General features: G+C 73.1%; 12 protein-coding genes. 7 read left to right on the top strand and 5 right to left on the bottom strand.

Going from position 1 to position 14,793, the window contains the following annotated elements:
- Positions 1-81: 81 nt before the first annotated feature.
- Together afsS and afsR are read right to left on the bottom strand one after the other, a co-directional pair.
- On the bottom strand, positions 82-267 hold the full coding sequence (gene afsS, locus ACZ7N4_RS12060; protein ID WP_356145963.1) for a regulatory protein AfsS: 186 nt from the start codon (positions 265-267) through the stop codon (positions 82-84).
- Between the two features lie 210 nt (positions 268-477).
- A complete protein-coding gene (afsR, locus tag ACZ7N4_RS12055; RefSeq protein ID WP_471356833.1) occupies positions 478-3,441 on the bottom strand; it encodes an SARP-family global regulator AfsR in 2,964 nt (987 codons plus the stop codon).
- A 209-nt stretch (positions 3,442-3,650) separates the two neighbouring features.
- Here afsR and ACZ7N4_RS12050 point away from each other — a divergent pair, with 209 nt between their 5' ends.
- The 6 genes from ACZ7N4_RS12050 (at position 3,651) to ACZ7N4_RS12025 (ending at position 11,010) form a co-directional block, all read left to right on the top strand.
- Complete coding sequence (locus ACZ7N4_RS12050) at positions 3,651-4,877, top strand: amidohydrolase family protein (RefSeq protein ID WP_471356829.1); 1,227 nt, start codon at positions 3,651-3,653, stop codon at positions 4,875-4,877.
- A 5-nt stretch (positions 4,878-4,882) separates the two neighbouring features.
- Complete coding sequence (locus ACZ7N4_RS12045; protein WP_471357148.1) at positions 4,883-5,797, top strand: TIGR03619 family F420-dependent LLM class oxidoreductase; 915 nt, start codon at positions 4,883-4,885, stop codon at positions 5,795-5,797.
- A gap of 10 nt (positions 5,798-5,807) precedes the next feature.
- Entirely contained in the window at positions 5,808-6,578 is a 771-nt protein-coding gene (locus ACZ7N4_RS12040; RefSeq protein ID WP_471356827.1) for an SDR family NAD(P)-dependent oxidoreductase, read from the top strand.
- Positions 6,579-6,674: 96 nt separating this feature from the next.
- A complete protein-coding gene (locus tag ACZ7N4_RS12035; protein WP_471356825.1) occupies positions 6,675-7,820 on the top strand; it encodes an LLM class flavin-dependent oxidoreductase in 1,146 nt (381 codons plus the stop codon).
- Positions 7,805-9,535, top strand: coding sequence for an N-acyl-D-amino-acid deacylase family protein (locus ACZ7N4_RS12030; protein ID WP_471356824.1), 1,731 nt, complete (start codon positions 7,805-7,807; stop codon positions 9,533-9,535). The genes ACZ7N4_RS12035 and ACZ7N4_RS12030 overlap by 16 nt, the downstream gene beginning before the upstream one ends.
- Complete coding sequence (locus ACZ7N4_RS12025; protein WP_471356822.1) at positions 9,532-11,010, top strand: aldehyde dehydrogenase family protein; 1,479 nt, start codon at positions 9,532-9,534, stop codon at positions 11,008-11,010. Before ACZ7N4_RS12030 ends, ACZ7N4_RS12025 begins: the two co-directional genes overlap by 4 nt.
- Positions 11,011-11,050: 40 nt before the next feature.
- Here ACZ7N4_RS12025 and ACZ7N4_RS12020 read toward each other — a convergent pair whose 3' ends face one another.
- The 3 genes from ACZ7N4_RS12020 to ACZ7N4_RS12010 are packed head-to-tail and all read right to left on the bottom strand — an operon-like array spanning position 11,051 to position 13,916.
- On the bottom strand, positions 11,051-11,941 hold the full coding sequence (locus ACZ7N4_RS12020; protein ID WP_471356821.1) for a hypothetical protein: 891 nt from the start codon (positions 11,939-11,941) through the stop codon (positions 11,051-11,053).
- Between the two features lie 19 nt (positions 11,942-11,960).
- A complete protein-coding gene (locus ACZ7N4_RS12015) occupies positions 11,961-12,356 on the bottom strand; it encodes a nitroreductase/quinone reductase family protein (RefSeq protein ID WP_471356819.1) in 396 nt (131 codons plus the stop codon).
- A gap of 24 nt (positions 12,357-12,380) precedes the next feature.
- Positions 12,381-13,916, bottom strand: coding sequence for a CehA/McbA family metallohydrolase (locus ACZ7N4_RS12010; protein ID WP_471356817.1), 1,536 nt, complete (start codon positions 13,914-13,916; stop codon positions 12,381-12,383).
- Here ACZ7N4_RS12010 and ACZ7N4_RS12005 point away from each other — a divergent pair.
- Positions 13,915-14,781: an LLM class F420-dependent oxidoreductase gene (locus tag ACZ7N4_RS12005; protein WP_471356815.1), complete on the top strand. Its 867-nt coding sequence runs from the start codon at positions 13,915-13,917 to the stop codon at positions 14,779-14,781. The two genes, ACZ7N4_RS12010 and ACZ7N4_RS12005, sit on opposite strands and share 2 nt — an antisense overlap.
- Positions 14,782-14,793 lie beyond the last annotated feature (12 nt).

The raw sequence follows: 14,793 nt of genomic DNA, 5'->3' as shown, positions 1-14,793 counted from the left end.
CGGCGGCTTCCCCCGGACACACCTCGGCCGCGGCGGCTCCCCCTCCGCGCCACCGCGGCCGATCCCCGTCGGAATGAAGGTCTACTTGGCGTCCAGGTCCAAGGCGGGCGGCGCAGGCATGTGGTTGTCCATCGTCGTGATGGCATCCGTCGCCGGCCCGATCGGCATGTGGTTGTCGAGCGTGGTGACGGTCTCGTCGGTGGCCGGCTCGCTGGGCATGTGGTTGTCCAGCGGCTTGGCGTCCGCGGTGTTCTTCGTGTCGCTCATCATGCTTCCTTCACTGTGGTGAGGGCCGGGAACGCCCGTCCGGTAGCTCCCCCGAGGGCCGCCGGACGGGCGTTCGGAGCCGCACACTAACCGGTGAGGGCTCCAGCGGACCATCTGCCCCCCGACGCGATGGTCTGACTGGTAACAGAGTGCCGCGCAGGGATAAACGAATGCTGAACGGGCCTCAGGCCCGCGCCGTACTGGGCAGCTTCACGCCGCAGTGCCCGCAGCCAGCAAGGCGCGTACGTCCTCCGCCTCCGCTGCGCTGTTCTGCTCGTACAAGCTGAGTGCTTCCCGCCAGCAGGCCTTCGCGCGGTCGACCTGGCCCAGCGCGGACAGGGCTTGACCAAGGAGCGTCAGGACGTTCCCCCGCATGCGGTCCCCGCCGATGCACCCCAGTGCCAGGGCCTGTTCAGCATGCTGGGCCGCCTGCGTGACATGTTCCGTGGCCATGAGGACCTCAGCGATGCGGAAGTTCGTCGTCCCCTCCCACAGGCGCTGACGGTGCCCACTGAAGATGGCTCGCGCTTCGGAGAACTGCGCAAGCGCCTCACTGTGTCTACCGGCCTGAGACAGCGCGACGCCCACCGCGAAGTGCCCGTTCGCCAGACGCATGGTCCGTCCCAGACTGAGGTAGACGGCCAGCCCACGCATGGCGATCTCGACCGCCTCAGCGGTGTTGCCGACACCCAGTTGCGCCCGTGAGAGATTGGACAGGGCGGAGGCTTCGCCCGGGCGGTTCCCTGCAGCCCTGAAACCGTCGATGGCCTGATCGAAGTAGGCCCGACCATCCGCGTAACGTCGCTGGTGAAGGCAGATCAGTCCTCGGTTGTTGGCCACCCAACTGGCGGCGGTCGAGTCGCTCACGCCCTTTGCCAGACGCATCGCTGTCCGGGCTTCCGCTTCCGCTTGCTGAATACGCCCGGATACCAGCAGGACGTCTGTCAAAATGGTCCGCGCCCTGCCCTCGGCCCGGGGATTCCCTACCGCCTGAGTCGCCTCGCACATCGCACGGGCCGTCGCCTCGTACTGGTGGGAGTTCGCCCCTGACTCGGTCAGGTCCTTGGCCGCCCACAGCAGGTCGACGCCCCGCCGCAGTCGTTCGGTGCCAGCCGACTGCCGCACGCACGCCAGGAGCGGCGCGGCCTCCGTGTAGAGCCAGTCCAGTGCCGCAGTGGCTTCCGTGAACCGCAGCCCCGCGTACTCCGTCGATTCCAGGTCGTCCACCAACCGGTCCCCCGGCCGCTCGATCGCGTACACACCCGCGGTCGTCGCCAGGTAGAAGTCCAGCAACCGCGACATCGCCGCCCCCCGCTCGCTCGGCGACCCCTCGTCCCTCTCCGCGCAAGCCCGCGCATAGAGCCGTACCAGGTCGTGGAACCGGTACCGCCCGGGCGCCGCGGACTCCAGCAGCGACGTGTCCACCAGAGACTCCAGCAGGTCCTCGGTCTCCTCCGCGGGGAGGTCCAGGACCGCGGCCGCGGCGGCCAGGGAGATGTCCGGGCCGTCGGCCAGGCCCAGCAGCCGGAATGCCCTTGCCTGGGCGGGCTCAAGCTGGCCGTACCCCAGCTCGAAGGTGGCCTTCACCGCCAGGTCCCCGGCCTGCAGCTCGTCCAGGCGGCGGCGTTCGTCGGCCAGCTTGGCCGCCAGGACCGAGACCGTCCAGGTGCGGCGCGCCGCGAGGCGGGACGCGGCGATGCGGATCGCCAGCGGGAGGAAGCCGCACGCGGCGACGACGTCCAGCGCGGCCTTCCGCTCCGAGGCCACCCGTTCCTCGCCCACGATCCTCGTGAACAACGCCAGCGCCTCGTCCGGAGACATGACGTCCAGGTCGACCAGATGCGCGCCGGCCAGGTCCATCATGCGGACCCGGGAGGTGACCAGGGCCGCGCAGCCCTCCGTCCCCGGCAGCAGCGGTCTCACCTGGGCCGCGTCCTTCGCGTTGTCCAGCAGGACCAGGACCCGGCGGCCGTCCAGGACCGAGCGGTAGAGGGCCGCTCGCTCCTCCAGCGAATCCGGGATCGATGCGTCCGCCGTGCCCAGCGCCCTCAGGAACGAACCGAGTACCGTCTCCGGCTCCGCCGGGCGAGGCCCCGCCCCCTGGAGGTCCACGTACAGCTGTCCGTCCGGGAAGGCCCCCCTGGCCCGGTGGGCGACGTGTACCGCCAGCGTCGTCTTGCCCACGCCCCCGATGCCGGCCAGGGCCGACACCGCCATGATCCGGCCCTCCGCCTCGGACGCCGAGGAGAGGACGTGCGTCAGGTCCGCGACGAAGGAGGAGCGGCCGGTGAAGTCGGGGACCGAGGCCGGGAGCTGGGCGGGGCGGACCGGGGTCGCCGAGGGCTCCGTCACGGGGGCCGAGGGCTCCGCCAGGGTCGGGTCCGCCTGGAGGATGCGCTGCTGGAGTTCGCTCAGGCCCGGGCGGGGGTCGACCCCCAGCTCCTCCGACAGGAGGCGGCGGGTGTCGGCGTAGACCGCGAGCGCTTCCGCCTGGCGGCCGCTGCGGTACAGCGCCAGCATCAGGAGTTCGCGCAGACGCTCCCGGAGCGGGTGCGCCGCCGTCAGCGCCGTCAGTTCCGAGACCGCCTCGGCGTGGCAGCCCTGTTCCAGGTCGAGGTCGAGGCGGGATTCGAGGAGGACGAGGCGCCACTCCTCCAGGCGGGCCCGCTGGGCCTCGGCGTACGGGCCGGGGACTCCGGCCAGGGGTTCGCCGTCCCACAGGGCGAGGGCCTGGTTCAGGAGCGTGCGGGCCCGGCCCAGGTCACCCGCCCCCCGCGCCTTCTCCGCCTCCGCCGCCCGGTCCTGGGCGACCGCCAGGTCCAGGGCGCCCTCGCGCAGGCCGCGGACGGCGTAGCCGCCGGACTCGCTGACCAGGATCCCGGGGCTGAGCGCCTTGCGCAGCCGGGAGGCGTAGGTGCGGACCGCCGCCAGGGCCTGGGAGGGCGGCTCGGATCCCCACAGCGCGTCGATCAGTTCCGCCGCCGTGGCCGTGCGGCCCTCGCGCAGCAGGAGTGCGGCCAGCAGGGCGCGCTGCTGGGGGGAGCCCGTCTGGAGCGCCTCCTCGCCGCGCCAGGCACGCACCGGACCGAGCACGCCGAAGCGCAACGCCGCCGGCTCCGCGATGGTCACGGAGTCGGCGCGGCGCTGTTCCGGCACTCGCGGCCCACCGTCCATGCGTTCGTCCCCCTCGGCATCACGAACAACCCCGTCAGTTTGCCTTGTTCGGGGCGGTTGCGTCAGCCGTGCGAGACGCCGATCACAGGCGATCATGGCCGATCACCGGGGTTCGCGCGGCGGTCCACAAGGTCCTCACATTCCCTCCGCATGCCGGCCGCCCGGCGCCGTAGCTGACGGTTCGTCAGATCAACGCTACCGTGAGGAGTATGGAGACCACACAGTTCCCGCTGATCATCTCCGTCGACGACCACACCGTTGAGCCCGCCCGGGTCTGGCAGGACCGGCTGCCGGGGAAGTACCGGGACGTCGGGCCCCGGATCGTGCGGGCGCCGCTGAAGGAGATGACCTTCCTGGGCGGACGCTTCAAGCCCGTGATGGGCACCCCGGGCTCCGACGAGGGGCCCGTCGGCGACTGGTGGGTGTACGAGGACCTGCGCCGGCCGCTCACGCGTCTCGACACCGCCGTGGGGTACGCCCGGGACGAGGTCCGGCTGGAAGTCATCACCTACGAGCAGATGCGGGCCGGGTCGTACGACGTGCCCGCCCGCCTCGCCGACATGGACGTCAACCATGTCCAGTCGGCGCTGTGCTTCCCGACCTTCCCCCGCTTCTGCGGGCAGACGTTCACGGAGGCCGCCGACAAGGAACTCGCCCTGCTCTGCGTCCGCGCCTACAACGACTGGATGGTGGAGGAGTGGTGCGGGGACCAGGCGCGGGGGAGGCTCGTACCGCTGACCCTCATACCCCTCTGGGACGCCCGCCTGGCCGCGCAGGAGGTGCGGCGGAACGCCGCACGCGGTGTCCGGGCGGTCGCCTTCTCCGAGATCCCGCCGCACCTCGGGCTGCCCTCCGTCCACACCGACGAGTGGGATCCGTTCCTCGCCGCCTGCGACGAGACCGGCACCGTCATCGCCATGCACATCGGGTCGTCCAGCCGGATGCCCTCCACCTCGGCCGACGCGCCGCCCGCCGTCGGCTCCACGATCACCTTCGCCAACTGCTGCTTCTCGATGGTCGACTGGCTGATGAGCGGCAAGTTCGAGCGTTTCCCGAACCTGCAGGTGATGTACGCGGAAGGCCAGATCGGGTGGATTCCCTACATCCTTGAGCGCGCGGACGTGGTGTGGGAGGAGAACCGGGGGTGGGGCGGGGTCGCCGGCAAGGTCACCCGGCCGCCGTCCGAGCTGTTCGCCGAGCACGTCCACGGCTGCTTCTTCGACGACGCCTTCGGGCTCGGGAACCTCGACGCCATCGGTGTCGGCAACGTCCTGTACGAGACCGACTACCCGCACTCCGACTCCACCTGGCCCAAGTCCCGCGAGGTCGGCGAGGCCCAGATGGGGCACCTGGACCCGGAGACCGTGACCCGGATCGTCCGGGGCAACGCCATCGAGCTGCTCGGGCTCACCCCGCAGGGGCTGTGGCGGGCGTGAGCGCCCTGGCGTACGGCATCCAGCTGCCCGTCCAGTCGCAGAGCACCCTCTACACCGAGCCCTGGGAGGCCGCGGCCGGACCGGAGGACCTGGTCGCCGTGGCACGGGCGGCCGACGCGGCGGGGTTCGCGTACGTCGCCTGCTGCGACCACGTGGGCGTACCGCGCCGCCTCGCCCCGGCCATGAGCACCGTCTGGTACGACCCCGTGGCCACCCTCGCCCACCTCGCCGCCGTCACCGAGCGGGTGCGGCTGCTCAGCCATGTGGCGGTCGTGGGGCTGCGGCATCCGCTGCTCACCGCCAAGCAGTACGCCACCCTCGACCACCTCTCCGGCGGGCGGCTCGTCCTGGGGGTGGGGGCCGGGCACGTACGGGAGGAGTTCGAGGTGCTCGGCGTCGACTTCGAGCGGCGCGGGGCGGTGCTGGACGAGACCATCGACGCCCTGCGGGCCGCCCTGGGGCCCGACGAGTTCCCCGAACACCACGGGAAGCGCTACGACTTCGCGGGACTGGGCCAACGGCCGCGCCCCGCCCAGCCGTCCGTCCCCCTCTGGGTCGGCGGCTCCTCGCCCGCCGCCGTCCGCCGGGCCGCGCTGAAGGGCGACGGCTGGCTGCCGCAGGGGGACCCGCGGGAGCGGCTGCCGGCCGCCGTCGCCCGGCTGAGGGCGTTGCGGGAGGAGGCGGGCGTCGAGGCCCCCTGCACCATCGGCGCGATCACCGAGCCCCTGTACGTCGGCCGGCCCGGCTGGGACGTGGGGCGGCGCACGGTCAGCGGGCCGCCGCGGGCGCTCGCCGAGTCCCTGCGCGCGTACCGCGCGATGGGCGTGGACCAGATCCAGGTGCGGTTCCGCAGCCGCGGCCGCACCGAACTCACCGACCAGATGGCGGCCTTCGGAGCCGAAGTGGCCCCTGACCTCTGAGGAGTACGGCATGGGCAAGCTGGACGGACGCGTCGTGATCATCACCGGGGCGGCGCGCGGACAGGGCGAGCAGGAGGCGCGGCTGTTCCGGGCGGAGGGCGCGCGGGTGGCCGTGGCGGACGTGCTGGACGACCAGGGCAAGGCGCTCGCCGAGGAGATCGGGGCGCTGTACGTCCATCTCGACGTGGGGACGGAGGACGGCTGGAGGGAGGCCGTGGCCGCCGTCATGCGGGAGTACGGGCGCATCGACGGGCTCGTCAACAACGCGGGCATCCTGCGTTTCAACGCCCTCGTGGACACCCCGCTGGCCGAGTTCATGCAGGTGGTGCAGGTGAACCAGGTCGGCTGCTTCCTGGGGATGAAGGCGGTGGCGCCTCAGATGGCCGACGGGGGCACGATCGTCAACACGGCCTCCTACACCGCGCTGACCGGCATGGTCGCCGTGGGCGCGTACGCCGCCACCAAGCACGCGGTGCTGGGGCTGACCCGGGTGGCGGCGCTGGAGCTGGCGGGCCGGCGGATCCGGGTCAACGCGGTCTGTCCGGGCGCCGTCGACACCGCGATGTCGAACCCGGCCCTGCTGGACCCGGGCGCCGATCCGGAGGAGACGAGCCGTGCCCTGGACGAGCTGTACCGGGGGCTGGTGCCGCTGGGGCGGATCGGGAGGCCGGAGGAGGTGGCGCGGCTGGCGCTGTTCCTGACGTGCGACGACTCGTCGTACATCACCGGGCAGCCGTTCGTCGTCGACGGCGGGTGGCTGGCCGGGATCAACGTCATCTGACTTACCGTCAGGTATTGACCCTCCGCGCGGCCGGTGCGAGAGTCGTCAAAACTGACGGCTCGTCAGATACTTCAGGACCGGGGACGGTGAACCGCCGTGGAATTCGGGCTCTTCGTACAGGGATACGTCGGCAAGCGTGCCGAGACCGACCCGCTGGCCGAGCACAAGGCGCTGATGGAGGAGACCGAGTACGTCATCCAGGCGGACAGGTCCGGCTTCAAGTACGCCTGGGCCTCCGAGCACCACTTCCTGGAGGAGTACTCGCACCTGTCCGCCAACGACGTCTTCCTCGGCTACCTCGCCCACGCCACCGAGCGGATCCACCTCGGCTCCGGGATCTTCAACCCGCTGGCCCAGGTCAACCACCCGGTGAAGGTCGCCGAGAAGGTCGCCATGCTGGACCACCTCAGCGAGGGCCGCTTCGAGTTCGGCAGCGGACGGGGTGCGGGCAGCCACGAGATCCTCGGGTTCATACCGGGGGTCACCGACATGAACTTCACGAAGGAGATCTGGGAGGAGACCATCGCCGAGTTCCCGAAGATGTGGCTCCAGGACGAGTACGCCGGCTTCCAGGGCAAGCACTGGCAGCTGCCGCCGCGGAAGGTCCTGCCGAAGCCGTACGGGAAGTCGCACCCGGCGATGTGGTACGCGGCCGGGTCCCCGCCGTCGTACGCGATGGCCGCGAGGAAGGGACTCGGGGTGCTCGGCTTCAGCATCCAGAAGGTCTCCGACATGGAATGGGTGCTGGAGCAGTACAAGACGGCGGTCGTCGACGCCGAGCCGGTCGGGGACTTCGTCAACGACAACGTGATGGTCACGACCACCGCGATCTGCGCGCCCACGCACGCCGAGGCCGTCGAGACCGCCGTGAACGGCGGACTGCACTACCTGCCCTCGCTGGTCTTCCGCTACCACGACACCTTCCCGCGGCCGGAGGGGTTCCCGGTGTGGCCGGAGACGCTGCCCCCGTACACCCCGGAGTTCGTGGAGCTGCTGATCGAGGAGGAGCTGCTGATCTGCGGCGATCCGGACGAGGTGCTGCGCCAGTGCAAGCGCTGGGAGCAGGCGGGCGCGGACCAGCTGAGTTTCGGGCTGCCGGTGGGGGTGCCGAAGGAGGAGACGCTGCGGACGATCCGGCTCATCGGGGAGCACGTGATCCCGAAGATCGACACCGATCCGGTGCACCGGACCACGCGGTTCCGTCAGGCTGTGCAAGGGGGCCGGGCATGCTGGACCACCTGATCGAGGGCGCCACCGTCGTGGACGGCACCGGTGCGCCCGCCGTCACCGCCGACGTCGGCATCCGGGACGGCCGGATCGCCGCCGTCGGCACCGTCACCGAGGCGGCCCGCAGCACCGAGGACGCGCACGGCCTCGTCCTCACCCCCGGCTTCGTCGACCCCCACACCCACTACGACGCCCAGCTCTTCTGGGACCCCTACGCCACCCCCTCCCTCAACCACGGCGTGACCACCGTCGCCGCCGGCAACTGCGGGTTCACCCTCGCCCCGCTCCACCCCTCCCGTCCCGGGGACGCCGACTACACCCGGCGGATGATGTCCAAGGTGGAGGGCATGTCCCTGGTGGCGCTGGAGGAGGGGGCGCCCTGGAACTGGCACTCCTTCGGGGAGTACCTGGACGCCCTGGAGGGGCGGATCGCCGTCAACGCCGGGTTCATGGTGGGGCACTGCGCGCTGCGGCGGTACGTCATGGGCCCGGAGGCCGTCGGAGGCCGGCCGGGCGCCGACCAGATGGACGCCATGCTGCGGCTGCTGCACGAGGCCATGGACGCGGGGGCCTGGGGGCTGTCCACCACGCAGTCCGGTACGCACTCCGACGGCGACGGGCAGCCGGTCGCGTCCCGGCACGCGGGGCCGGCGGAGCTGCTGGCGCTGTCGAAGGCCGTGGGCGAGCACGAGGGGACGCAGATCGAGGCCATCGTCACCGGCTGCCTGGACCGGTTCAGCGACGACGAGATCGATCTCCTCGTGGAGATGAGCGCGGCCGCCGGCCGGCCCCTGAACTGGAACGTCCTCACCATCGACGCCGCCGTACCGGAACGGGTGCCGCGGCAGCTGAGCGCGAGCGAGCGGGCGAGGAAGGCCGGAGGGCGGGTCGTGGCGCTCACCATGCCGATCCTCACCCCGATGAACATGTCCCTGGGGACCTTCTGCGCCCTCAACCTCATCCCCGGCTGGGGGGAGGTCCTCGCGCTGCCGGTGCCCGAGCGGATCGCCCGGCTGCGGGACGCGGCCGTCCGGGAGGAGATGCTGCGGCGGGCCCGGTCCGAGGAGGCCGGGGTGTTCCGGCGGCTCACGGACTTCGGGCGGTACGTCATCGGGGACACCTACAGCGAGGCCAACCGCGGGCTCACCGGCCGCGTGGTGCGGGACATCGCCGCCGAGCGCGGCCAGGACCCCTTCGCCTGCCTGGTGGGGATCTGCGTCCACGACGACCTGCGTACGGTCCTGTGGCCCATGCCGACCGACAACGACCCGGCGTCCTGGGCGCTGCGCGCCGAGACCTGGCGGCACGAGGACGTCCTGCTCGGCGGTTCGGACGCGGGCGCCCACCTGGACCGGATGTGCGGGGCGCCGTACACCACCCGGTTCCTGGGGGACTGTCTGCGCGGGCGCAGGCTGGTCGGTCTGGAGCGGGCGGTGCGGATGCTGACCGACGACCCGGCGCGGCTGTTCGGGCTGCGCGAGCGGGGCCGGATCGAGGAGGGCTGGCACGCGGACCTCGTCCTCTTCGACCCGGAGCGGATCGACGCCGGCCCGGCCCGGCTGGTGCACGACCTGCCGGGGGACGGTCCCCGGCTGGACTCCCGGGCGCTGGGAGTGCGGGCCGTGTGGGTGAACGGGGTGGAGGCCATCCGGGACGACGTGGTGACCGGGGCCGTACCGGGCCGGGTGCTGCGCTCCGGGCGGCACACGCGGACGGTGGACACGCGGTGAGCGACGCGGACGGTGGGCCCGCGGCGGGCGAGGGGCAGCCGCTGTTCGTCGGCGGGGAGTGGGTCGCGCCGGACGCCGGACACTACCCGGTGACCGACCCGGCCACCGAGGAGACCGTCGGCTGGGCGCCGGAGGCCTCGCCGGAGCAGGCGCGGGCGGCCTGCGCGGCGGCCCGGGAGGCGTTCGGGGCGTGGTCGCGGACCCGGCCGGAGGAGCGGGCCGCGGTGCTCCGGCGGGCCGCGGAGATCATCCGAGACCGGCTGGTGCCGTACGCCGACCTGGCCCGGGCCGAGACCGGCGCGACCACCGCGACCGCGCGGGCGATGCAGGTCGGGGTGGCCGCCGCCCGCTTCCGCCGGTACGCGCGGGTGGAGAGCGCCGAGTGGGCGATCGCCCCGCAGATCACCGAGGCCGGGCCGATGGGGCGGGCCGGTGTGCTGGGGGCGCTGGCGGTACGGCAGCCCGTCGGGGTCGTCACCTGCGTCACCTCCTACAACAACCCCTGGGCCAACCCGGCCGGGAAGATCGCCCCCGCGCTGGCGATGGGCAACACGGTCGTGGTGAAACCCGCTCCGCAGGACCCCCTCTCCGTCTACCGGATGGCGCGGGCGCTGGAGGCGGCCGGGGTGCCGCCGGGCGTGGTGAACGTCGTCTCCGGGCGGGACGTCTCGGTGGGCGAGGCCGCGGTCGCCTCCGCGGACGTCGACATGGTGAGCTTCACCGGGTCCACGGCCGTCGGACGGCGGATCGCCGAGGTGTGCGGCCGGGACATGAGACGGCAGCTGATGGAGCTGGGCGGGAAGGGCGCCGCGCTCGTCCTGGACGACGCCGACCTCCCCTCGGCCGTCGCCGGCATCGGCACCACGTTCTCCTTCTACAGCGGCCAGATCTGCACGGCACCGACCCGGGTGCTGGCCCAGCGCGGGGTGTACGAGCGGCTGGTCGGTCAACTCGCCGCGTACGCCCGCCGCCTGAAGGTGGGGGACCCGCGGGAGCCCGGCACGGTCGTGGGGCCGGTCATCTCCGCCGCGCACCGGGCGCGTGTCGAGTCGTACGTCGAACTGGGACGAAAGGAGGGCGCGGTGGTCGTGGCGGGCGGCGAACGCCCCGCGCTGGACAGGGGGTTCTTCGTCGCGCCCACCCTGCTCGCCGACTGCACGAACGCCATGCGGGTGGCGCGCGAGGAGATCTTCGGGCCCGTGGTGGTGGTGATCCCGTTCGACGACGAGGACGAGGGGGTGGCCCTCGCCAACGACTCCGACTACGGGCTCGTCGACTACGTCTGGTCCGGTGACGTCTCCCGCGCCTTCCGCCTGGCCCGGCGGCTGCGGGCCGGGGGCGTGGGCGTCAACACGGTCGGCCGCAACATGGAGGCCCCGTTCGGCGGGTTCAAGAGCAGCGGGGTCGGCCGGGACGTCGGCGTGTACGCCCTGCACGCCTACAGCGAGGTGCAGGCGATCGTGTGGCCGGGGTGACGGCGCCGTCCGGGGCGGCCCGCGGCCGTCCCGGGTCCGTTCACTGGGTGAAGAACGACGCCGGGTGGCGGGGGTCCGCGGAGCACACGAAGAGTCCCGCGTGGCTGCCGCGGCCGATGGTCATGCCGACCGGCTCGCGGGACGCGTCGCCGGCCGCGTCGCCCGTGCGCAGGTGGCGTTCCTCCAGCGGCCGGAAGCGGTCCGGCGCGTCGTCGGGGGCCCAGCTGCCGAGGGGGTACTCGCAGGTGTCGCACTGCAGGAACAGTTCCAGCGGCGCCCGGCACTCGCCGCACTCCAGGGCGGCCGGCAGGCCGGTCGTGCACCAGTCCAGGAAGCCGCCGAGCTTGTAGCCGGGGACGGTGGTGAGGTCGTCGGTCAGGCCGCGTCCGGTCAGCCAGGTCCCGAAGCGGGCGGCGAGCCCGGCCGGGAGTTCCTCGTCGCCGGGGTAGTCCGTGACCCGCTCGGGGTGCAGGACGCAGGCGCGCGGGATCATGCCCGTGTCGTACCGCGGGTGGTCCCCGGGGTCGGGCTGCCCGGTCGGCGCGCCGGTGACCGAGGCGGCCCGGCGCCAGAAGAGCCGGCAGGCCTGGCCCCAGCCCGCGGGGTGCGGCTGGTCGTGCCAGTCGGGGCACCACAGGAGCTGGACCAGGTCCGTGCCGTCGGGGAAGCGGATCTCCGGGAAATCGGCCGCGGTGAACTGGGCCACCGCGACCAGCGGCAGCGTGAACGCCCTGCCGTTCACGTCCCGGTGGTCGGTGCACCGCGGCCACGGTTCGGCCGCCGGCCACGGCACCGGGCCGCCGATGTGACTGTCGTACGGGCCGGGTGTGCCGCGGCGCGGATGCAGCCGGACGGCCGGGCGGGCGTACGGCAGCAGGTCCGGGACGTCGCGCGCGGGGTCGATCACGGAGGGGGCGGTGGTGAGCTTCACCCGCGCAGTGTCGCCTCCCTCAGTCGGCCAGATCCACCCGCACCGTCAGCAGGTCCGTGCCGAACGCCCGTACCGCCGCGCTGTTGAAGCGGGGCAGGGCGCGCAGCCGGGCCCTGGCGTCGTCGTCGGGGAGGAGGTGGGCGGTGCCGCGGTGCCAGCGGCCGGCGATGCGCACCCGGACCACGGGGTCGGCCTGGATGTTGCGCACGTACTGCGACCTGAGGCCGAACTCGGAGACCAGCCAGAAGGAGGTGCCGACCCGGCGCCCGCCGACCGGGGTCCGCCGGGGCAGGCCGGAGGTGCGGCCGGTGGTCTCCAGCAGGGTCTGGAACGGCAGCCGCCGGTTGACCGGGTTGGCGACGTACCGCTGGAAGCGGGTCACCAGGCGGTGCTTGCGGTCGGTGCGGTCGGACATCTCGCCCCTCTCGGTACGGGGCCATCATGCCCCGTGGGCGGCCCCCTCGTCGCCGGCCCGCCCCAGGAACACCGGGTTGGTGAACGCGGCCATCGCCCCCGGCACCGGCCCCGGCGTCGTCTCGTGCCGCACCTCGGCCCGCACGTAGGCCGCGCGGGCCGGGGTCGTCCGCCACTGAACGGTTCCCGTGCCGGACACCGGCAGCGGCTCCCCGGTGAACATCACGCCCTGGTCGGTGACGAGCCGGACCGAGCAGCGCGGCGCCCCGGACACCTCCAGCCGGACGGTCACCTCGGTGTCGTACCCGACCGCCAGCCGCTCCCCGGTCCCCGCCTCCTCGCCCGCCCGTCCACCGCCGTCGGCCGACGCGGAGAACGCCAGCGAGACGTGCCGTGACTCGGCGACGTACGACCGTCCCGCCCGCAGCCCCTCAAGGACCGCCTCCCTGGTCAGCCCGTCGGCGAGGACGACCGTCTGGGGCAGTCCGACCACGTCCGGATCGCGGTGGGCGTCGCTGTCGCCCATCGCCGGCAGCCACGCCCGCCCGCCCCGCACGGACGCCACCAGCCGCGCGTCCCAGGCCGCCAGCGCCACCTCGTCGTCCGGGGTCCAGGCCCCGTTCCACACCTCCACGACGTCGGCCTCCGCGAACCCGAACTTCCAGGCGCAGCCCACGCAGTCGCCGTGCGGATGGGCCGGTACGACCAGACCGCCGGCCCGGCGGATGTCCCGCGCGAACCGCGCCCAGCGGCCGTCCCGGGCCCGGTAGCGCCAGTCGGTGAAGGTGCCCGGCTCGGTGCCGACGGCCAGGACGTGCCCGTTGCGGGTGGTGACCTCCTCACCGAGCAGCACCAGCAGGTCGTCACCGGCCGCGTCGGCCCAGTGGGCGTGCGAGGCGTGGGTGTTGTGGTCGGAGCTGTTGAGGAAGTCCAGCCCGGCCGCCCGGGCCAGAGCCGCGATCTCGGCCGGGGTGCGGCGCCCGTCGGAGTGCCAGGAGTGCAGGTGGCAGTCGCCCCGGTACCAGTCCCGGCCCCGCCCCCGGGCGCGGTCCGGCGGATACACCGGCTCCGGCGTCGTCCCGGCCGCCCCTTGCGTGAGCGTGACGGTCACCTCGTACGACAGGCCCTGCGGCGCCACGGTGTACGGCCCGAGCACGATGTGCCAGGTGCCGGGGCGCAGCGGCCCGGGCAGGTACCCGGGTGTGGCGTCGTCCGCCCGCACGAAGAACCCGGTCCGGGCCCCGCCCGACCATCCCCGGAACCCCCGCCCGCCCAGCTCGGTGCCGCGCTGGTCGAACAGCCCGATGTCGAGGGCGTTGCCGGGGGTGCCGGGTGGGACGGGGGGTTTGTCGTAGGTGTACGAGACGTTCAACTCGGAGGTGTCCGGCGGGACTTCGAAGGGGAGGTACACGAAGTCGGGGGAGCCGGGCGGGATGGTGCCGCGCAACGTCGTCACCTCCTCAACGTAGGCGCCCCCAGGGGCGTGCGGAACGGCGCGACCGGCCACATCGGACCGCGCGTACCCCTGACGAGCGACCGACCAGTCGGTACGATGCCCCATGCGCATCTCCGTCACGATCTTCCTGACCGACGAGACCATCACCCCCGTCCACCTCGCCCGCGAACTCGAAGAACGCGGCTTCTCCGGCCTCTACCTGCCGGAACACACCCACATCCCCGCAGAGCGCACCACCCCGTACCCCGCCGGCGGCGACCTCCCCCGCGAGTACGGCCGCACCCTCGACCCCTTCATCGCCCTCGGCCAGGCGGCGGCCGTGACCCGGGACCTGGCGCTCGGCACCGGCATCACCCTCGTCGCCCAGCACGACCCCATCGACCTCGCCAAGCAGATCGCCACCCTGGACCACCTGTCCGGCGGCCGTTTCACCCTCGGCCTCGGCTATGGCTGGAACGTGGAGGAGGCCGCCGACCACGGAGTGGCCTGGCGGACCCGGCGGGAGCTGGTCCGGGACCGGATGGCGCTGATGCGGGCGCTGTGGAGCGAGGAGCCGACCGCGTACGAGGGTGAGTTCGGCGGCGTCCGGGCCAGCCTCGCGCACCCCAAGCCCGTGCAGAAGCCGCGCGGACCGGTCGTCGGCCCCCGCACCCTCGTCGGCGGGGGCGCGGGGCCCAGGCTGTTCGCGCACATCGCCGAGTTCGCCGACGGCTGGCTGCCGATCGGCGGGCGCGGGCTGACCGAGTCGCTGCCGGTGCTGCGCTCGGTGTGGGCGGACGCGGGCCGCGACCCGGCCGCCCTCCAGATCGTCCCGTACGCCGTCCAGCCCACCCCCGGAAAGCTCGCCCACTACGCGGAGCTGGGGATCGAGGAGGTCGTGGTGCAACTGCCGCCCGGCGGTGCGGCGGAGGTGCTGCGCGCGCTCGACGCCTACGGTCCCCTCCTCGCGGGCGGTGCTCCTCGGCGGTGATCACCGCGAACG

Source organism: Streptomyces sp. NPDC107654 (assembly GCF_055639035.1).
This window is presented reverse-complemented; position numbering and strand designations above follow the sequence as displayed.